16 protein-coding genes and 4 pseudogenes are annotated in these 20195 nt (G+C 55.1%); 16 read left to right on the top strand and 4 right to left on the bottom strand.

Features of this window, described 5'->3' with window-relative positions:
* The first annotated feature begins 1254 nt into the window (after positions 1-1254).
* The 7 genes from WNY61_RS18470 (at position 1255) to WNY61_RS18440 (ending at position 9889) form a co-directional block, all read left to right on the top strand.
* Positions 1255-2535, top strand: a complete 1281-nt coding sequence (locus WNY61_RS18470; protein WP_342852908.1) for a Zn-dependent hydrolase — start codon at positions 1255-1257, stop codon at positions 2533-2535.
* 14 nt (positions 2536-2549) lie between these two features.
* Positions 2550-4085 (top strand): ABC transporter substrate-binding protein, encoded by a 1536-nt coding sequence (locus WNY61_RS18465; protein WP_342852907.1) that lies wholly within the window; start codon positions 2550-2552, stop codon positions 4083-4085.
* A 72-nt stretch (positions 4086-4157) separates the two neighbouring features.
* Positions 4158-5171: a dipeptide ABC transporter ATP-binding protein gene (locus tag WNY61_RS18460; RefSeq protein WP_342852906.1), complete on the top strand. Its 1014-nt coding sequence runs from the start codon at positions 4158-4160 to the stop codon at positions 5169-5171.
* On the top strand, positions 5069-7000 hold the full coding sequence (locus WNY61_RS18455; protein WP_342852905.1) for an alpha/beta fold hydrolase: 1932 nt from the start codon (positions 5069-5071) through the stop codon (positions 6998-7000). Before WNY61_RS18460 ends, WNY61_RS18455 begins: the two co-directional genes overlap by 103 nt.
* Complete coding sequence (locus WNY61_RS18450; protein WP_342852904.1) at positions 6997-7944, top strand: ABC transporter permease; 948 nt, start codon at positions 6997-6999, stop codon at positions 7942-7944. The genes WNY61_RS18455 and WNY61_RS18450 overlap by 4 nt, the downstream gene beginning before the upstream one ends.
* Entirely contained in the window at positions 7941-8849 is a 909-nt protein-coding gene (locus tag WNY61_RS18445; RefSeq protein ID WP_342852903.1) for an ABC transporter permease, read from the top strand. Before WNY61_RS18450 ends, WNY61_RS18445 begins: the two co-directional genes overlap by 4 nt.
* 17 nt (positions 8850-8866) lie before the next feature.
* Positions 8867-9889, top strand: a complete 1023-nt coding sequence (locus WNY61_RS18440) for an ABC transporter ATP-binding protein (RefSeq protein ID WP_342852902.1) — start codon at positions 8867-8869, stop codon at positions 9887-9889.
* Between the two features lie 6 nt (positions 9890-9895).
* On the opposite strand, the gene WNY61_RS18435 is transcribed toward WNY61_RS18440, so the two are convergent.
* Positions 9896-10807 carry a LysR family transcriptional regulator gene (locus WNY61_RS18435; protein WP_342852901.1) on the bottom strand — a complete coding sequence of 304 codons (912 nt, stop codon included), beginning with the start codon at positions 10805-10807 and terminating at the stop codon, positions 9896-9898.
* Positions 10808-10965: 158 nt separating this feature from the next.
* On the opposite strand from WNY61_RS18435, the pseudogene WNY61_RS18430 reads away from it, so the two are divergent.
* A pseudogene (locus WNY61_RS18430) lies at positions 10966-11244 on the top strand (IS110 family transposase); the annotation flags it as partial.
* A 121-nt stretch (positions 11245-11365) separates the two neighbouring features.
* Here the strand turns inward: WNY61_RS18430 and WNY61_RS18425 are convergent.
* Positions 11366-11524 (bottom strand): annotated as a pseudogene (locus WNY61_RS18425) (IS6 family transposase); the annotation flags it as partial.
* A gap of 116 nt (positions 11525-11640) precedes the next feature.
* A complete protein-coding gene (locus WNY61_RS18420; protein WP_342852900.1) occupies positions 11641-12582 on the bottom strand; it encodes a LysR substrate-binding domain-containing protein in 942 nt (313 codons plus the stop codon).
* 115 nt (positions 12583-12697) lie between these two features.
* Here WNY61_RS18420 and WNY61_RS18415 point away from each other — a divergent pair, with 115 nt between their 5' ends.
* The 5 genes from WNY61_RS18415 to WNY61_RS18395 all read left to right on the top strand — a co-directional run bounded on the left by WNY61_RS18415 (position 12698) and on the right by WNY61_RS18395 (position 18064).
* Positions 12698-13627 carry an NAD(P)-dependent oxidoreductase gene (locus WNY61_RS18415; RefSeq protein WP_342852899.1) on the top strand — a complete coding sequence of 310 codons (930 nt, stop codon included), beginning with the start codon at positions 12698-12700 and terminating at the stop codon, positions 13625-13627.
* Positions 13624-14202, top strand: coding sequence for an amino acid synthesis family protein (locus tag WNY61_RS18410; protein ID WP_342852898.1), 579 nt, complete (start codon positions 13624-13626; stop codon positions 14200-14202). The genes WNY61_RS18415 and WNY61_RS18410 overlap by 4 nt, the downstream gene beginning before the upstream one ends.
* 183 nt (positions 14203-14385) lie before the next feature.
* A complete protein-coding gene (locus WNY61_RS18405) occupies positions 14386-15333 on the top strand; it encodes a TAXI family TRAP transporter solute-binding subunit (RefSeq protein ID WP_342852897.1) in 948 nt (315 codons plus the stop codon).
* Positions 15334-15446: 113 nt separating this feature from the next.
* The gene (locus WNY61_RS18400; protein WP_342852896.1) at positions 15447-17576 is read left to right on the top strand and encodes a TRAP transporter permease; all 2130 of its coding nucleotides are present in this window, start codon (positions 15447-15449) and stop codon (positions 17574-17576) included.
* Positions 17573-18064, top strand: a complete 492-nt coding sequence (locus WNY61_RS18395; RefSeq protein WP_342852895.1) for a DUF1850 domain-containing protein — start codon at positions 17573-17575, stop codon at positions 18062-18064. The genes WNY61_RS18400 and WNY61_RS18395 overlap by 4 nt, the downstream gene beginning before the upstream one ends.
* A 694-nt stretch (positions 18065-18758) precedes the next feature.
* Here the strand turns inward: WNY61_RS18395 and WNY61_RS18390 are convergent.
* Positions 18759-19109, bottom strand: a pseudogene (locus WNY61_RS18390) (DDE-type integrase/transposase/recombinase); the annotation flags it as partial.
* A gap of 109 nt (positions 19110-19218) precedes the next feature.
* On the opposite strand from WNY61_RS18390, the gene WNY61_RS18385 reads away from it, so the two are divergent.
* The 3 genes and pseudogenes from WNY61_RS18385 to WNY61_RS18375 all read left to right on the top strand — a co-directional run.
* Entirely contained in the window at positions 19219-19587 is a 369-nt protein-coding gene (locus WNY61_RS18385; RefSeq protein WP_342852894.1) for a transposase, read from the top strand.
* A complete protein-coding gene (gene tnpB / locus WNY61_RS18380; RefSeq protein WP_209274002.1) occupies positions 19584-19931 on the top strand; it encodes an IS66 family insertion sequence element accessory protein TnpB in 348 nt (115 codons plus the stop codon). Before WNY61_RS18385 ends, tnpB begins: the two co-directional genes overlap by 4 nt.
* Positions 19932-19993: 62 nt before the next feature.
* Positions 19994-20195 (top strand): annotated as a pseudogene (locus WNY61_RS18375) (IS66 family transposase); the annotation flags it as partial.

Raw genomic sequence — 20195 nt, 5'->3', positions numbered from 1 at the left:
ATCGACGCTCCATTCCACTTTGGCTTGAACTTCCATGGGCCGCGGTAAAACTGCGGCGGCCTTCAGTCCATTCCCTGGCCCTTGGAGGTAGTCGCTTTTCTCCGCATAACTGAAAGCGGAGTTGTCATGGTAACTCGCCGAGCTTGCAAGCTGGCATACAGACCGTTGATCAAGCGACATCTCCCGCAGTTTTTTACGCCTCGAATGCTTCGTGTCGATGGTTGCGGATGCTGAGAGTGGAACTACGCCGGGCTGGTACGGAGAAAGAGTTGCGGGATGTAGATTGTATCGAGCCGAAGCGTTGTAAACTACCCGGCAATCGAAACCCTGCATTACCCGCTCTCGTTTTCGAAAGGGAGATGGCTGTTATCTGCAGGGTTATTGAGCCCTTGTGGGACCAATAATCAAGGCTAGGCGCGACCTCGCGTTTTGCTGCTCCATAGGGGCGCAGTTTGCCAGTAATGATCCTTCTGGGAGATGCACCAGCAGGTGCAAGGCACGGGGCTAAGGTAGAAACACACAGGGGACCCCCAGACGGCCCAAGGACTTGTGTCAGATGCTTCGATCAAACACAAGCTGCGCAACTAAGCGGCCGCGGTCCACGACAATGCTGAACCGCACCGGATTTATTCCACCGAACGGATCATTCCGAATGACGCCCATTGCAAAGCGTGGGAAGCAGTAAACTTGAACATGATGGCAAAGCCCGGCCCAAGTTGCCGAAGAAGGATGAGAAGCTCGCGCACTGACCGATTGGATGTGCGAAACTTTCTGCGACCCCCTTACCTTTGGGACCGTGATGTCCACGGGAATCGGCGCAGACTAGGTCTGCAGACCGGCTTAACTGTCCTTTGCCCGGTCCGAGGAACCAATCATGCCGCTGGAATGGTCGATCAAGCAACCAAACCAAAGCCTCCAATGATCAAGCCGCTCTTAAGTCCCATTTTGTCTGACAACGGACACAAAGTTATAAGTCGCTGTCCCCCGAAGAAATAATAAGATTTTGCTTCCAGAATAGTATGACTGTATTTAAATCTCAGTATAACTAAAATACTTCTTAACTTATCTGTTTGACAAAAACTGCAAACTGAATCAAATTTTAACGGTGCGAAGTTTCTGCGTATAATTCAGGGCTATTGCACGGGTCAGCGGTACCTACTGCAATTGACTCACCCATAACTAAACCGCCTCGGTCGACTACTTGGAGTTGTCTTTCGCAAGCCGTGGCAGTCGAGAAGGAACTTGACCGGTAAGATGAAGCTCAATGAACAGCGGCTGCGAAATCGGCTAAGAAAGCTCTCCGACTTTACCGAGCCGGGGCGTCCGTGGACACGCCGGGCATTTACTGACCGGTACGCGTCCGCGCGTGACTGGCTCCAAAATGAGATGAAGCAGGCGGGCTTGGCCACGCGCATTGATGCTGGTGGCAACTTGATCGGCGCGCTTGCTGGGTCGGAGCCGGGCTTAGGCATCCTGGCCAGCGGAAGTCATATTGACACTGTCGTCGATGGTGGTCGATACGATGGAATCCTTGGCGTAATCGCCGCGCTCGAGGCGGCTCAAGCGATCGCTGAAAGCGGAGACATGCCCCGCCACGGGATTGAGGTCATCGATTTCTTGTCGGAAGAACCCAGCGACTATGGCGTCTCCTGCGTCGGCAGCCGTGCTATGTCCGGCAATCTGTCTGCTGAACTCCTAGAACAGACCAATACATTGGGCGAAAGCCTGAAAGATGCCATTCGGCGCGCAGGAGGCGCTCCCGAAAAACTAGATTGCGCGCTACGCGGCGAGGCCGAATTTGCAGGTTTCCTGGAGCTACATATCGAACAGGGGCGGGTTCTCGAATCCAGTGGTACCAAGATTGGCGTCGTCACGAACATCGTCGGCATAAGGCGCTACGAAATCACCGTCACCGGCCGCGCCGACCACGCTGGGACCACACCAATGGACCTGCGGCAGGATGCGCTTGTCGGCGCATCGAGGATCGTGGAGCGGGTAAGCGCACAAGCGATGCAGGGTCAATCTACGGAATGCTATCTGGTCGCTACCGTCGGGAAGATCAGTGTGAGTCCCGACGCCGCCAACGCAGTGCCTGGAGAGACGCGGTTGACGCTCGAAGTGCGTAGCGACAGCAAGGAACGGCTGGACGGTTTTCTGGAGCCGCTGATCGAGTGGGCGCAGGCGGCGGTCTGCGAGAACGACAAGTTGCAAATACACGTCCGCCCGCTCAGTGCCTCGGATCCAATAGATTGCGCAAATTCTATCGTCGACGCTGTGGCCAGCTCCGCCGCGGCATTGGATTTTAGCTCTATAAAGATGCCGAGCGGTGCGGGGCACGATGCGGCGCACATGACCCGGCTTTGCCCGGCGGGGATGCTCTTTGTACCCTGTCTCGACGGCCGAAGTCACTGCCCCGAAGAGAGCATCACAATGAATGATGCTATCAACGGCGCCTACGTGCTGACCCAAACGTTGCTGTCGCTGGACCGCACGACACGCAACACGTCCGTGAGAAAAAGTAACCAAAATTATTAACAGAGGAGAAGACAATGCTTAGTAAACTGAAGGCATCAGCGGCCATCGCTTCAATCGCCCTGTTGGCGGCCGGTGCGCACGCGCAGGAGCGGACCGAGGTGCGCATTGCATACGACACCATTCCGCCGACTATCGACCCTCACATCTCGACGGCCTATTCCACGATGGATTTTGCTGCTCAGATCTTCGAGCCGCTTGTTACGCTCAACGCTGATTATGAGCCGGAGCTTGTCTTGGCCGAGTCCATTGACGTGAGCGACGACGGTAAAACCTACACTATCAAATTGCGCGAGGGGATAACCTTTCACAACGGCGAGCCGCTCACGTCTGACGATGCGGTGGCCTCGATGAACCGCTGGAAAGAAAAATCTATCCTCGCCCGCGGTACTCTTTCGGACGCAACTTTTCAAAAGGTTGACGATCTGACCCTCGAGCTGCAGCTGGCAGAGGCGGCACCGATGACCCTTTCGGTGATCGGCAACCCGATGCAATTCGCCGGGATCATGCCGCTGGAGATCATCGAGAGCGCACCGGCACAGGGCGTGACCGAATACGTGGGCACCGGCGCCTACAAGGTTGCGAATTGGGATACCGACCAAGAGATGCACCTGGCCAAATACGAGGACTATAGCTCGGTCGATACGCCGTCGAATGGCCTCGCCGGCTCCAAGAATCCAGGCGTCGACGACGTTTATATGGAAATCGTGACCGACGATTCCACCCGCGTTTCAGGCCTGCGCTCGGGGCAGTATGACATTGCACTGCGCCTACCGCATGACAATGCCGAACAGCTTCTAAATTCGGACGATCTGAAGGTCCATGCCGAGGATTATGCCTTCGTTGGCATGTTCTTCAACAAGAAGAGCGGACCCTTCACTGACATCAAGCTGCGCCAGGCGGTCAGTGCCGCGCTCGATATGAACGAGATCCTCTACGGCGCCCTTGGCAACGAAAAGTTCTATTCACTAGAGCATTCGCTCGCCTCGCCGAACCAAGTGTTGTGGTATAACAATGCCGGCAAGGAATACTACAATCAGAACGATGCCGAGAAAGCTCGCAAGCTGATCGAAGAGTCCTCCTATGACGGCGAAGAGCTGACATTCCTGGTGACGCGCGCCTATCCTCTGCATTTCTATGCGGCGATCATCGTGCAGCAGCAGCTTCAGGAGGTCGGCCTGAACGTGAAGCTGGCCGAATATGATTGGCCGACGCTGCTCGAGTATCGCGCGGATCCCGAAGCCTGGGACATGTTCGCGTCCGAATTCACCTTCGAGCCGACCCCGATCAACGCGATCTTCTTGCACTCGCGCAATCAGTATGCCGGCTGGACCGACAGCCCCGAAGTCGATGGTCTGATCGAGGAAATTCGCGTGACAGAAGACCAGGACAAAGCGCTGGATCTGTTCACTAAGCTTCAGGGAGAGTTGATGAAATACACGACCTACATTCGCTACGGTAACTACAAGCCGCTCCATGGTCTGTCAAAGGACATAGAAGGGTTCACTGTGTCCAACAACATCATTCTTTCAAACCTCTCGGTCGCCGAGTAGGTCAACGACGCGAAGCAAGGCGGTACCCCCAACATCGCCTTGCCCCCCCAACCAAAGTTGAAGGAATGTCCCATGTCGCGTGCTGTCACTGGTAATGAGATCCAGCAAACCGCTGCGGAGCCACTGCTGCGCGCCACGGACATTCGGCAGCATTTTCCGATTCGTCGAGGCTTTTTCAAACCCAACGCATATGTGAAGGCGGTGAACAAAGTTTCGTTCGACATCATGGCAGGCGAAACATTTGGCCTGGTCGGCGAATCCGGCTGCGGCAAGAGCACGCTTGGTCGTACGCTTTTGCGACTGATCGAGCCTACAGACGGTGCCTGCTATTTTCGAGGCGAGAACATCTTCGAGAAGACGCCGGACGAGTTTGGCAAGTATCGCCGCGAACTTCAGATGGTGTTTCAGGACCCGTATTCGTCGCTGAACCCCAAGATGCGGGTCGGATCTATCTTGGAAGAGGCCATGAGCATTCACGGGGTCGGCCATCGCAACGAAAGATCGGACCGCGTGATCGAGCTTCTTGAAACCGTCGGCCTATCTAGCGAGCATTTCTTCCGTTTTCCCCATGAGCTATCTGGGGGACAACGGCAAAGAATAAATCTTGCGAGGGCGCTGTCGCTTACGCCCAAAGTGGTGATCTGTGATGAGACGGTCTCAGCGCTCGACGTGTCTATTCAGGCGCAGGTGCTGAACCTCATGAAGCGCATTCGCAAGGAATTCGATCTTTCCTACCTGTTCATTTCGCACGATCTGGGGGTGGTGAAATACATTTCTGACAGGATCGGCGTCATGTACCTGGGCAATCTGGTAGAAGTCGCCACCGCCAAAGAACTGTTCGACGCTCCGAAACACCCCTACACTCAGGCGTTGATTTCGGCGCTGCCCAAGACGAACCCAAGAGACGAAAAGCAGCGGATCAAGCTGTCGGGCGAGGTGCCATCGCCTCTCAATCCGCCGAGCGGGTGCTGCTTTCATACAAGGTGCCCGCACGCGACAGACATCTGCCGGATGGTTGTCCCGACGTCGCGGACAATTTCCAACAATCACAAGGTCGCCTGCCACCTCTACGAGGACGGCGTATGAAGATGTATGACCGCGCTGTCACCCTCCTTGACCTGAGCGATGAACCGATCTCGCGACACACGCAGCTGCATTCGCTGACGTGGGATCCGCAGACGCATGACATACTTTACCTGAGCAATGAATCCGGGTCGACCGCGCTGTGGACCTACGCATTGAGCACCAAATCTCGCCGTGCGCTGACCGAGCCGGAGCTGAATGTCACCCGATTCTGGCTGGTCGATGAGCCGGGAGTTCGGCTGGTTGTCGCATGTGATCCTGATAGCACTGAACGCGAGCAGCTTTTTCTTCTGCGCAATGACGGCGCGCTTACCCCTTGGATTGAGGCGGCAGACAGCTATCACTATTTCGCCGGTTGCCTTATCGATGGGGAGGGCGTTTATCTGGCTAACGCCGCGTCAGAAACGCACCACCGTATCATGCGAACTGGTGTTTCAACTGGCGAGCCCCACGAGCTTGCCTCTATCGATGCGGTTCTGACATCGGCCCTTACCCTGTCGCCCCACCGGCTGTTGTTGCTCGAAGAGCGGACCAATATTGACCGGCGGTTTTGTCTGTTCGACACTGACACGGGGACGCTCACTGCCCTCGCTGCCGGTCAAGGCCGTATCGCTCAGATGCGCCGTCTGTCTGAAGGCGCGATCATTTTCTCGGGCGATCTTGGCGGTGAAAGGATCGGTCTTCATACGCTGGATCTGGGCAGCGGTGCGGTGAGGACTATCTTCGAGAGACCAAATCAGGACGTGCAGGAATTTTGTCTCCACCCACCGACGGGCCGCATTGCCATTGCCCTGCGCAGTGCTTGCGCGTCTCAGATCTTGATAACGGCGCTAGATGCCGAGGGCGTAGCGCAAGCTCTCACAGGCGATGCGGTCCATTTGCACTCGATGTGTTTTATCGGGCCAGACGACCTGCTAACAGTAACGTCTAGTCCATTCGGCCCTCCCGAGGTGCAGCTTCATTCGCTAGAGAATCTGGAGCAAAGGCCTGCGCTCTCTTGCAGTGCGCCTCTGGATTGCGCCCAAGAGGTCGATCGCTTCACGTCTTTTGACGGGCGCGATATTGAATTTGTCTTCCTGGGCCGCCCTGACAGCCGACAGGCGATTATCTATCTGCATGGCGGCCCCGAAAGCATTTTCGAGCGTTCGCATTCCCCTATACTTGAGAGCCTGGTAAAAAGTGGTGTCGCAGTAATCGCGCCGAACATCCGCGGAAGCGAAGGCTATGGGCGCGCATTTATTTCGCTCGATGACGGAGAGAAGCGCCTGGATGCCCTGAACGATGTGATCGCCTTGAGAGAGCATTTGTACCTGCACTATGGGCTGGGCCAAGGCCAGGTCGGGATAATGGGCCACAGCTATGGCGGCTTTATGACCCTGCTGGCCATCACGCATCATCCCACGCTTTGGAGTCATGCTGTTTCGATTGCCGGCATGTCGCACCTCGGTAATTTCCTCAAAACGGCACCTGCATGGCGCCGCAGGCTGCGGGAAATGGAATACGGCGACGCAGCCTCGCATGGCGATTTTTTCGACCTCATCGCGCCGCTGACCAAGGTCGCCGACATCCGTTGCCCCGTGCTTATTCTACATGGCGACAGCGACACGCGAGTTCCCACCTCGGAGTCTTCAGCGATGGCGAAGGCCCTGACCCGTGCGTGTAAGGATCATGAGATGCGGTGGATCGCGGGTGAGGGGCATTTTTTAACTAAGCGGACATCTACCGAGGCCGCCGCCGAGGCAATCCTCGATTTCATAAAAAGTACGACAAAGAAAACAGGAGAAACGGGCGGGCACCGCGCGCATCTGCACTCCAGACCGGAGGCCACATGATCAGCTATATTATCAAACGAATCCTGTCACTCATTCCAGTCTTGGCGGTTGTTGCCGTCGTGGTCTTCGCCCTTGTGCATCTGTCTCCAGGTGATCCGGCCAGCGTCATTCTCGGGCCCGATGCGTCGGCCGCGGATGTCGACCGTCTGCGCGAAGAGTTAGGCCTCAATAGCCCAGTCTTTCAACAGTTCTTCGTGTGGCTTGGCAACGCAGTCACTGGCGATCTGGGCGCGTCGCTCTACAACGGCACGCCCGTCACTGCAGTCTTTCTGGACTATTTTTGGCCCACGTTGTCTCTCGCCATCTTTGCGCAGATCATCGGCATCGTCGTTGCGCTGCCGATGGGTGTCTTTGCTGCCCTGAACCGCGGGAAGGGTATCGACGGTGCCCTGATGAGTTTCGCCCTGGTCGGCATTTCCGTACCGAGCTTTCTGATGGGGCTTTTGCTGATTCTATTCTTTGCGGTGTTCCTGAACTGGCTTCCCGTTGCGGGCTACGCGCCCCTGTCCGACGGCTTGCTGACGCATTTAAAGTTTCTGCTGCTGCCGGCGATCTCGCTGGGGTTCATTCAGGCGGCGTTGATCACACGGATCACGCGGGCCGCGATGCTTGAGGTGATGAACAATGCCTATGTCAAAACCGCCCGCGCCAAGGGACTGCCGCGTGCGGCCATCGTGGTCAAGCATACGCTGCGCAACGCCTTTATCCCCATCCTCGAGATCATTGGGCAGACCTTCACTACGCTCATCGCTGGCGCCGTGGTGGTCGAGTTCGTCTTCAACATCCCCGGATTGGGACAGCTGATCGTCAACTCCGTTGAGCGCCGCGACTTCCCGGTGATCCAGGGAACGGTGCTGATCGTTGCATTCGGCTACGTGCTAATAAATCTCATTATCGATCTGATCTACGGAATCGTCGACCCACGAGTGAGGCTTGACCAATGACCGACACGACCCGAAGTGCCGAAAACCTCAAGGCTACCAAGAGCCGATTGAAACGCGAGCAGCGCAGCCTTACAATCAAGCGGTTCATGGCGAACAGGCTAGCCGTCTGCGGCTTTGGCCTGACTGTCGTGATTTGCCTCTTTGCTTTCTTGGGGCCGCTGATTTCCAAGCATGGTCCACTGGACATCGCCCCCATCGACCGGCTTAAGCCGCCTTCGGCGGACCACTGGATGGGCACCGACAATTTCGGACGCGATATTTACGTTAGGGTCTTGTATGGCACGCAGGCCTCACTTCTGATCGGCTTCAGCGTAGCGTTGTTGTCTTCGGTGATCGGCGTGACGATCGGCCTGTATTCAGCCTACCTCAAACCACTCGACCATTTGCTGATGCGCATAACGGACGGTCTCATGGCGTTCCCTGCGATCTTGTTGGCCATCTCAGTAATTGCCGTTTTCGGGCCGACGACGCAGAACGTGATCTTGACGCTGGTGGTCGTTTATACGCCACTGATCGCGCGTGTGGTGCGATCGAACGCGCTTGTCGTAAAGGAACAGCCCTATGTCGAGGCGCTCCATGCGCTTGGGGCGAGCCAAATTCGCATCATCTGGAGGCACATTTTCCCTAACACCGTCTCATCGCTAATCGTTCAGGCCAGTTTCGTCTTTGCCGTCTCCATCATCACAGAGGCGATGCTGAGCTTTCTCGGGGTGGGAATTCCGGCTCCGCACCCCAGTCTGGGCAATATCCTCTACGATGGGAAGAACGTCATTACCACCGCGTGGTGGATGACGGTCTTTCCCGGCGTGATGATCATCGGGATCGTGCTGGGGCAGAACATTCTGGGCGACGGTCTGCGCGACTTCCTCGATCCTCACACGAATAAAGCCGTGTCTAAACACTAATACGAAAGGGCCTTCGAATGTCCGCTTCCCCGATTATCGACGTGCGCAATCTGCGAACACATTTTCACACCGAAAAAGGACGCGTCACCGCCGTGGACGACGTGTCGTTCCATGTAAAGCGCAACGAGATCCTCGGCGTTGTCGGCGAATCGGGCTGCGGCAAGAGCGTTACGTCGGAGGCAATCATGCAGCTGCTCAACACCGATATCACAGACTTTGAAGGTGAGATCATTTTCAATGGCGAGAACCTACTCGCGGTGGGCGAAAACCGGCTGTCCCAGATCAGGGGCAAGGAAATCTCGATGATTTTTCAGGATACGACCAGTTCGCTCAATCCCATCTATACTGTCGGCGATCAGATCATCGAGGCGCTTCAAACCCACGGCCGCCACAGCCACAAGGAAGCGGCCGCAGCCGCCTTGAAAGTGGTTTCGGCAACCGGCATCCCCTCACCCGAAAAGCGTTTGAAAGAGTACCCTCACGAGCTGTCGGGCGGCATGAGGCAGCGGATCATGATCGCGATGGCCCTTGTTTGTGAGCCCAAGCTTCTGATCGCGGATGAACCAACAACGGCCCTAGACGTGACGACGCAAGCCCAGATTCTCGACCTGATCATCCAGATGAAGAACAATTTGGACATGGGCGTGATCTTCATTACCCACGATATGGGCGTCGTCGCCGAAGTCTGCGATCGCGTTGCCGTTATGTATCTGGGCCAAGTGATCGAGAACAGCACGGTCGAAAGCCTTTTCGAAGCACCGCTGCATCCCTACACTAGGGGCCTCATGCAGGCGATGCCCACCATTGACAGCGACCCCCAAGCGGATCTCTACACCATCAAGGGAAAGGTGCCGTCCCTCTTTGATGTTCCGGACGGATGCCGGTTTGCTGCGCGCTGTCCCTACAGGACCGATAAATGTGTCTCGCAGGCCCCGACGCTTGATGCCGCGACGGAGGGCCACAAGGTTCGCTGCTGGCATTGGAAGGCTGTCGCGGATGGCACCGCCAGCGAAAAAGAGCCGGACGCTGAAAACGTTTGATGCGGGCTATTCCTCGAGGATGCCGAGCCCCTTGAGCCGCGTGACCTGGAAGTGAATTTCCGTAAACATAGATTCTGATATCCGGCTGACTGGCGCGCCATCGGGTGTCAGAAAGACAAGGTCCCATGCGATCCGGGGCACCAGCCGTTTCGAGACGACCGAGGTGCCTTCGAGCAGCAGCTCAGCAAAGGGATCGACAATCGCAACGCCCACTCCGCGATCCACGAGAGCGCACAACGCGCGCATGGTCCCCATCTCTGCGACGGTTCGCCGGTCCTTGCTTTCAGTTTGGATCACCTCGTCGATGCGTTTGCGCAGGGGGCTGTCGGGCATGAGGTCGACGAAGTTTTGGTCGTACAGCATGTCCGCAGAAATCTTCACCTCTTTTGCCAGCGGGTGATCGCGGTGCATGATGCAACGCGCCTCACAGCGCGCCAGCTTGCGGACGCGCGCGCTGTAGTTTCCCGCCTCGAGCGTGATTCCCAAGGCGACATCGCAGAAATTCTTGTCGAGGGTCCGGAGCAATTCCTGCATACCGACGTCAAGAACGCGTACTCCGACATCAGGGTGCTTTTCGTGAAAGCTGCGGATGGCATCGGGCAAAAACGTGTCCACAAAAGTGGGCTGCGAGGCGATAACGATTTTGCCAAGCTGGTTGTTCGCGATCGCGGCAGCATCCTGCGTGGTCTCGCGTAGCTGCGAGATAAGACGCATGACCGAAGCGTGGTATAGATGCGCTTCAGGTGTCGGTTTCAGCTGGTTTCGCTTTTTCTCGAACAGGGTAAACCCAAGCCTCGCTTCGAGCGTGTTCAGAAGCCTCGAAATCATCGGCTGGCTGATGCCGATCTCTTCGGATGCGGCCTTCATCGTGCCTAACTTCATATAAGCGTCGAACGCTTCCAGCTCTCGCAGTTTCAATTTTAGTGTTCCTTCAGATCTATAATGGGGAACGGATCTGCCGCCAGACCTTCATCCAGCCGGAGCCTTTGGGTTGGATGTCGAATGGCACAATGTGGCTATCTCGGCCTCACTGCGAACTTGGCCTACCCCTGCCGAGTGGTCCAGTGTCAATGTTAATGCATGGTCGACGGGGTTGTCACGTTAACGCGCCTGAGGTTGTTGGTCTCGATCTCGCAAAGAATGTGTTCCAAGTTCACGGTGCCGATGCATCTAGCAAGGTATTGTTTCGCAAAAAGCTGCGACGCGCTCGGGTTTTGGGGTTCGTTAATGAGTTACCAGCTTGGGTGATCGCAATGGAGGCTTGTGGGGGTGCCCACTTTTGGGGCCGCGAAATCGGCAAGTTGGGGGACGAGGTGCGGCTGATCCCGTCTTCCTACGTTAAGCCGTTCGTAAAGTAATGCTGAGATGCGCATCAAGATGTCCCTTGGTGGCAGAAGCCCAATCGAGTACCGTAAAAGCCTCGGCCTTATGCCGTGAAAACAGTCCAAGTTTTTGTCCGCACCCCCCTTGTTCACAGATCGCCTCCCGGCTGACAACCACGCCTCGCTCTGCCATCAGGTCTTCGACATCTGCAGTGCTCAGTGCGAAGCGGTGATACGCCCAAACCGCGTAGGCGATGATCTCTCGGGGATAGCGGAAGCCTTTCAGGCGCGGCATTTGGGTTGGAAAGCTCATGAGGCTGACATAGATTGATCAAATCGGGTCATCAAATTGGCAATACCCAGCCGTCGCCTCCAGGCATGTTCTCGTTCGAGAAATGGTTGCGTTTTAGCTCGCGGAGTATCGTTGTTCTACAGCCCTTCAGAACGCGTTCTTTGCAAAAGCACATTAGAATCGAGAAAGAGGTTTGCAATTGCTGCTTGCTGCAAAAGCTCGGTAAAGGCTTTAACATGAATATTGGGCTCATGATGTCGAGAGCGAATGAGGCTAACTGAAGTGGAAATCTTTTCCTTCAATGGGCGTACTTCCACATCTACCAGCGACAGATGATTGATGGCGAAACGGTCCAGCAGCGCATACCCGACATCTTCGCGTACCAAGGCAAGCGCCAGCTCAGCCCTAGGGACTTCAGCGACAATTCTCGGCTGGACTTTGCATTTTGCAAACGCGTCCGAGACCAGGCGCTCAAAGGGGACACCTCTGTTGTAGCTGACCAACTGGTAATGCGATAGTTCCGTCAAGCTTACGATTTTCCTGCTTGATAGGGGGTGACCAGATTTGAAGACGCAAACCATGTGTCCTTCGGCCAAAGTGGTCACTTCGAGGTTTTCATTCTCAATAGCTAAGACGGTGATGGCGAGATCGGCTTGGCGTGAAATCAGCTCGTCTGGAACTTCAGCCATGAGGGCGGTCCAATACTTCACCGACACGTCTGGGTTTTTCTTCAAATGGGCAGAGACTACACTTGGAATGAACCCGAGGGCGAGACTGGGACTGGCGCAGATGGATAGCTTTCCTGTGGGCCGCTCTGACAGGTCCTCGGCAAAGCGGCTCACCTGCATGGCCGCATCGTAAAGACGGACCACGTGCTCAAAGAGAAGCTGGGCTTCCTGTGTAGGAAAGAGCTTCCCTTTTCTGCGGTCAAATAGCCGCATCGATAGAACCTGCTCAGTATGCGCGATGGTGCGGCTGATTGCAGGTTGTGAAACATTCAAAATGCTCGACGCACCATTCATAGAGCCGGCAATCATGACGGCCCTGAAAACTTCCATCTGCCTGATACTAAACTTCATTCTTCGATCATATAACCTAACAGTATAGACTTGTACATATTCAAATAGGACAAACTCTTTCTGTCGACTTAAGGATGGGTACCAACAAAGTTTTTGTCTTGGGAGCCTACCGAAAATGACCAAATACATAGGATTCGTAGGGCTCGGCAAAATGGGATTGCCCATGGCTGCGAACTTGACCCGCAAAGGCAACCACAGGGTCCTTGCCTATGATTCGAGCGCCGTGCCTTTTGAGGCTCTTTCCAAGCATGAAGCGTGGGGGGATAACCTTTACAAGGCTGATAGTTTGGCCGAACTTGAACGCTGTACCTACGTTATTGTCATGTTGCCAAACAGCATGGCAACTAACCGTGTCGTCAAAGGCGACAAAATCAGTGACGGTTTGATCGACATCTTGCAACCAGGCACAACGATCATTGATATGGGTTCGTCAAATCCTTCAGAGACGTTGCAACTTGGTCGGCTTCTGGCTCCCCGCGGGATCCAGCTGATCGATGCACCGGTGTCTGGCTCTGTCGCTAAGGCCGTCCTAGGGCAACTTACGATTATGGTCGGCTGTGATAAGAATCGTCTGGAAAGTTTGCGTCCCGTTCTCGGACAAATGGGAACAAACCTGGTTTCTACGGGCGGTATTGCTTCTGCACACACGATGAAGGCGCTGAACAATTACGTTTATGCCGCTGGCCTGCTCGCGACGAGTGAGGCCGTCAACATAGCCGAAAATCTGGGATTGGACCTTTCGGTCTTTGCGTACATTCTGAACAATTCAAGTGGGCGCAACGTGGCAACCGAAACCAAACTGGAACAATTCATCATTTCCGGCAAATACTCCGGCGGTTTTTCACTCCAACTTCAAGCTAAAGACTTGAGAACAGCAGCATCGCTTCAGGAACTGTCGAACTTTCATGCAGCACAACTGTCAGCTTGTGCCGATCTTTGGGATCAAGCTGCGCAGTCTCTCACAACAGATGCAGACAATACGGAAATCCATAAATACCTGCGGTTGATTTCCGAAGCAGACATAGAAAAGGAAGCGGCCCGATGACACTAGTGAACATTAGAAAGCGCGCCTTCACGGTTGAAACAACCCACCACGAACATGGGCCGCCCCCCTCGAAACCTCTACGGCTTGCCGCTGCTTCCGCTGTCATAACGAACCCCTTTGCTGGAACCTACCAAGAGGATTTGATGCCATTCATGGCGGAACTCAGAAACCTAGGGCGCCTCCTTGCGGAAGAGTTGGTCAACTACTTCGGAAAGGAGAGCGTCGAAGTTTACAGCAAGGCGGTGATCGTAGGTCTGAACGGTGAAATGGAGCACGGTGCCGTTTGGCATGAAGCTGGGGGCTGGGCGATGCGCGAAGCTCTGGGCCAGCCCAAGGCAATGGTTCCAGCTAACAAAGCGGTTGCGTCGGCTGGCTATCGGCTGATGGTTCCAGTTCACTACATTCACGCCTCCTATGTTCGCAGCCATTTCAATTCATTCGAGGTTGGCATTCAGGATGCACCAAAAGCAGATGAAATTCTGTTCTCTCTCGTTATGGGAGACGGCGGCAGGGTTCATTCTCGCCTTGGTGGACTTTTGAAAGAAGAAGCGATTGGAAATGATGGTCTTCGCTAAGCTATGGACCGTGAAGTAATTTCTACAGGTTTGCGCGGCAGGCACTTTTAAAAAGCAGCCCGTGGTTTCACTAGGGAAGAAATCAAGCGATGCGCTACAAATCGTATTGCGACGCAAAGATATTGCAGTGGTCAACCTGATTGGCTGGAATGCGGAATTTTAAAAGTTTTCAGGGAGGAAAACATGAAGAAATCTAAACTAATCACAGCAGCAATATGCATTGCCTTGGGGGCCCCAAGCATAGCAAAAGCTGAAACATTCTTGAACATTCTCACTGGGGGAACATCCGGTGTCTACTACCCGCTCGGGGTGGCCCTTTCCACGATCTACGAAGATACGATTCCCGATGTGCGGACCTCGGTACAGTCGACGAAGGCATCAGTTGAAAATTTGAACCTGCTCCAGACCGAACGGGGGGAAGTTGCGTTTGCAGACAGCGCCGGACGGGCGTGGCGCGGCGAAGCCGAAGCTGGTTTCCCAAAGCCTTTGGACAAGCTTCGCGTTCTTGCTGCCGTCTACCCAAATTACCTTCAAGTCGTTGCTCGGGACGGTCTGGACATCAACAGTCTGGCCGACCTCGCGGGCAAGCGCGTCGCGGTTGGTGCGCCAAAATCGGGAACCGAACTACATGCGCGCACGATTTTCGCTGCAGCCGGCCTGACCTATGAAGATTTCGCTCAGGTTGAGTATCTGTCGTTTGCAGAGAGTGTCCAATTGATGAAGAACCGGCAGCTGGACGCTTCGCTTATTTCATCGGGTCTGGGAGTTGCCGCCATTCGCGATCTTTCCACCTCGGTCGACATCAAGGTTTTGGCGTTGCCTGAAGACGTTTTGTCAAACATAGAAGATGCTGGATATGTCACGGCCACTCTTCCCGGCGGCACGTATGATGGAAACCCCGATGATATCACAATCATTGGGGTCAAGAACTACCTTATGTCCCATAGCGGTGTTTCTGACGAGCTGGCCTACGAAATGGTCAAGCAGATGTTCGATAACATTAGCAATCTGAGGTCCGCCCATTCGGCGGCACGGGAAATCTCTCTGGAGACCGCTACCGAGGGCCTTCCTTTGCCGCTTCACCCGGGCGCCGAGCGCTTCTACAAAGAAACTGGCGTGCTAACTGAATGATATGATGTTTTTCGCGTCTTCCCGTTCCAGTGCAAGCTCGGGATGGGAGGTTCGTGATTTAACCACACCATGAAGATCGCTCTTGTAGCGGCGCATTCCCACAGGATGAATTCATGACTAATGGGTCTACTCAAACGCCTGCCGGCGCATCGCCGGTCTCCGCGAACAGCGAGGTGCCGTTGACGCCGGTGGATCGCTTCAAACGCGGTGGAATAATGGCACGTGCCTTATTCATTATCGCGATTGCCTTCTCGTCCTGGCAGATTTTGACGGCTGCGGGCATTATTATCGAGGGCTCGCTTGTAATACGCTCGATCCATGTAGGCTTTGTATTGCTTCTCGTGTTCTTGCTGCATGCGCATCTTAAAATCGGTTGGAAGAAATGGCTCGATGTCGGTCTGGGCGCATCGGGTTTCGTGCTCGCATTCTACCATTGGATTTTTGAGGGTGACCTTATCTTGCGCGCGGGCATGCCCACCACTTCCGATTTGATCGTCGGATGCGCAATGGTTGCATTGGTTTTCGAAGCTGCGCGCCGGGTGATGGGCATTGGGTTGCCTATCGTGTGCGGGCTCTTTCTGGCGTACGGTTTGCTGGGCCAATACTTGCCCAGCCCATTGAATCACCGCGGCTATGACTTCTCGCAAGTTGTGGATCAGATGTTCCTGGGAACCGAAGGCATCTTCGGAATTCCTACCTACGTTTCGTCCACATATATCTTTTTATTCATTGTCTTCGGCTCATTTCTCGAGCGGGCCGGCATCGTCGAATTGTTTACAGGCTTGGCAATGGGTGCAGTCGGCAACAAAACTGGCGGTCCTGCCAAAGTCGCCGTCGTGTCATCAGCTATGATGGGCACGGTGAACGGATCGGGAATTGCTAATGTCGTCACCACGGGTCAATTCACGATACCCTTGATGAAGCGATCCGGCTTTTCGCCCACTTTTTCAGGTGCTGTTGAGGCAACAGCATCCATGGGCGGGCAGATCATGCCGCCCGTCATGGGCGCAGTGGCCTTCATCATGGCCGAGACGCTGAACATTCCTTATATTGAGGTTGTGCGCGCGGCGATTATTCCCGCCCTTCTTTATTTTGGAACAGTCCTGTGGATGGTGCATTTGGAAGCGTCGCGTCTGGGTCTGGGTGGTATGGATATCCCCAACGATCAACCGACCGCGCTACAGCGTCTGCGCGAGAAGTGGTACCTTTTGCTCCCTCTGGTTGTCCTGGTGTCCATGCTTTTCATGGGTTTCACGCCACTTTTTGCAGGCACTATGGGACTGGCATTCACGGCGCTTTTGATCCTTGGATTGGGCTTGACGGCGAACTGGCCGAATGTCTGGATACGAACAGCATTCTGGATTGCCCTTGCGTTCTTTTCGTCGGCCTTCCTAGAGTGGGGGATTGAGGCAACGTTCCTGTTGATCGCCGCGCTTGCTGTCCTTCTATTCTTCTTCAAGGGCGGCGGTGCTACCTTGCGGTTGTGCATCGAGGCACTGGAAGAAGGGGCCCGCAATGCACTGCCTGTGGCGACGGCCTGCGCCCTCGTCGGTGTCATCATCGGTGTCATGACATTGACAGGTGCGGCGAACAGTTTTGCACGCGTCATCGTCGATGTTGGCGAGAACAGCCTGTTTCTTTCATTGCTTCTGACGATGCTCGCTTGCCTTGTGCTTGGAATGGGGATTCCGACGATTCCTAACTACATTATCACAAGCTCACTAGTGGGGCCGGCACTTGAACAATTGGGCGTCCCGCTCCTGGTATCGCACATGTTCGTTTTCTACTTTGGGATCATGGCCGACTTGACGCCGCCCGTGGCCCTGGCTGCATTTGCCGCAGCGCCCATAGCGAAGGCATCTGGCATGCGCATTGGTCTGCAATGTATGAAGATCGCCATCGCTGGATTTGTCGTGCCCTTCATCGCCGTTTACTCTCCAGTCCTGATGTTGCAAGATGGAGGACCGGTTGCCGAACACTTCGGTTATCCACTTGCAGTCGCGTATGTATGCTTCAAGGCTGCCATTGCTGTAGGCCTTTGGGGAATAGCCGCAATCGGCTTCATGCGCGTTCAGATAAGTTGGCCCTACCGCCTGTGGGCGATTGTGGGCGCATCTTTTCTGGTTTTGGCGCAGCCACTTACGGACGAAATCGGGTTGGTCATAGCGTTTTCGTTCATTGCAATCTTGTGGTTCAAGTCCCGTACCGTAAGGGCTCCGGCGCTCGTGGAATCGGGCAAATGAACACGCCTGCGCTGGCTCTGCTGTGCATCAGTCTTTTCGGTCCAAATACACCCGATCACCAGCCTCTGGCGATTAAACTTCCGGATAGGACATTCACCTTGAAGTGGGTGCATTCGATTGAACGGTCTGGATGGGAGGAAACGTGGCGCGTCACGGTGGATGGGTTCACGCCGGTCAATGCGCGGATCAAGACTGGGGGTTCCGGAATGGAGCCGCCCCTGTCGTCAGACTTCATTGATGGCTGGTATGTCTATGTTCCGGAAGTCGGCCCGGTCCTGGAAATTATAATCCCCGACAGTGATTTCACGTCACCAATGCAAATTTGTGTTCAAGATGATTGCGCGCCAATGTCTGACGCTGCCGCTCGCAAACCTAACGACATCAGGCCAATTCGGATTTGGAGCGGTTCAGGCTGCTCTCAGATCGCAATGCCACCGCAACATATCCGCGTCGGCGTAGGAAGCGGAGAAGAGGGGAAAAACCTCTAGCCGAGGCGGCACCAATCGGGTGAAATGGACGGTAGGCGTCAGCTGGCCCCCCACCTTTTCAAAATCCATCATTTTTTAGAAGCCGTCCGTGTTTTGGAACAGGGATGGAATTTCTCAATGGAGGATACATTGGAGCCTTTCCGGTCGGGCGGAGTTGATGTCTCCGCCACGGGTCGGCGGCGCTGGCCTGATGATCTCAAGGCCCGGATTGTGGCGGAGACCCTAGAACCCGGAGTAACGGGTCGCGGTGTTGCCGGAAGCCATGGGGTGCGCCCGAACCGCCTCACGGAATGGCGACGACTTGCGAAAGACACCCGGGTTCGCATCGCTGATGCTAAGAGCAACAGTATTGATAGTACTGTTAAGCGAAATTATTCGACCAAGCGATGCTTCATGTTTATTTAGGTGGGTCCAGCATATGCGCTACGGACCTAAACGCCCCATAGGTCAGCGCCATACAGACCAATTACTCGTTCATGTGTAGATGAATGTGAGATCCGCCACCCGAGTGGGGAGCGCGAGGTTTTCAGGCGCGGCCTTCTCGCTCATCACGCGCCCGCGCCTCTGCCAAACGCTCGACCGGATCGCTACGGCCGCCACCGCCAGGGGTAACGATCGACACCACCTGACCGGGGACGAGGGGTTCTGTCGCATAGATTTCGCATGGCAGAAGAGGAGTCTTCCCTGGACACAATTATGCAGCGAGGGACGCGAACTGCTTGAATGCCGTGATGCCTGTTTGTGCTAGCTGGCCCTTACGGATCATATGCGCGGTTTCGATCCCAGCAAGCGTTGCTGCCGCAGAATGGAACGCTTTGAAGCCGAGCATCGACCGTGTGATCCGTTTAATGAAGCGATGATCCTGCTCGATGATATTGTTGATGTATTTGGATTGAACGATGTTGATGATCCGACCAACCCCCGTGAATTTGAGGATGACGTTTAGACTTTGCAGACCAGCTAAGTTGGCGCCGCTCTTGTCGATGGGAATTCGGTCTGGGACGCCGTTGGTGCCAACAGCTCGCTTGAAGAACCTTCGCGCGGCAGCTGTATCGTAAGCGCCCAATTGTTACCGCCTGCCGCGTGAACCCATACTCACTTAAGTACTGTCGTTATTGTCGTCGTTACTGACGTCGTATGAGATGGGATGAGCTATGCGTCATGAAGTGATTGTCGGCGTTGAGCGAAGGCGCCGTTGGCGCGAAGAGGAGAAGTTATCGATCCTTGGAGAGGTTGGCTTAAATGGCGCAACAGTCAGTGATGTCGCGCGATGTCATGACATTACACGCCAGCATATCTACCAGTGGCGCCAGGAGCTTCGGCGTAAAGGGGTTTTGCCGCGGACTTCGGAGACGGTTTTTCTGCCGCTGCCTTCGCCTTCTTGCGAGGAGCCGGAGCAGTCAAGAGATCGGCAACACTTGGATATCGAAGTCGTGCTTGGAAATGGTCGCAAGCTGCGCTGTGCCAGTGATCTGCCATTAGAGCGCGTACAGCAGCTTATTCGGGCAGTTGAGGCAGCATGATTGGACCTGGAACTGGCGTCCGTGTGTATCTGGCGTGCGGTGTGACGGACATGCGCAAAGGGATCGCAGGTTTGTCCGCCATGGCTCAAGATGTATTACGCCAGAAGCCCACGGGCGGTGCTGTGTTTGCTTTCCGGGGTCGGCGCGGGGACCGGGTGAAGCTTCTTTACTGGGACGGTCAGGGGTTTTGTCTCTATTACAAGGTTCTGGAACGTGGCCGCTTTCCTTGGCCGAGCGCGGAAGACGGTGCCTTGAGGTTGACCTCTGCACAGCTTGCGATGCTCTGGGAAGGCATCGACTGGCGACGCCCCGCTTGGGGCGCTCCGCCTGCGCGCGTGGGGTGATTTTAGCTTCTGATCTGCTATATTTATATGGTGTTTGCGCCTGATTTTTGGTAGTCAGGCGCATGTCGCACTCAGCCAAAAACCTTCCAAATGATCCCGCCGAATTGAAGGCGATGATCGCGGCATTGCAGGCTGAAAATGCTCAGATCGCGGCGGAAAACGCCAAGATGTCAGCCACGCTGCGGGCCCATGATCAATTGGTTCAGGCGCTTCGCCTGCGGATCGCAATGTTGCAAAAGCTGGCTTCTGGCAAATCGTCGGAGA

This window comes from Sulfitobacter sp. AS92, from assembly GCF_038900015.1.
Classification (GTDB): domain Bacteria; phylum Pseudomonadota; class Alphaproteobacteria; order Rhodobacterales; family Rhodobacteraceae; genus Sulfitobacter.
The sequence above is the reverse complement of the archived record's forward strand: the minus strand, read 5'-3'. Positions and strand labels throughout refer to the sequence as shown.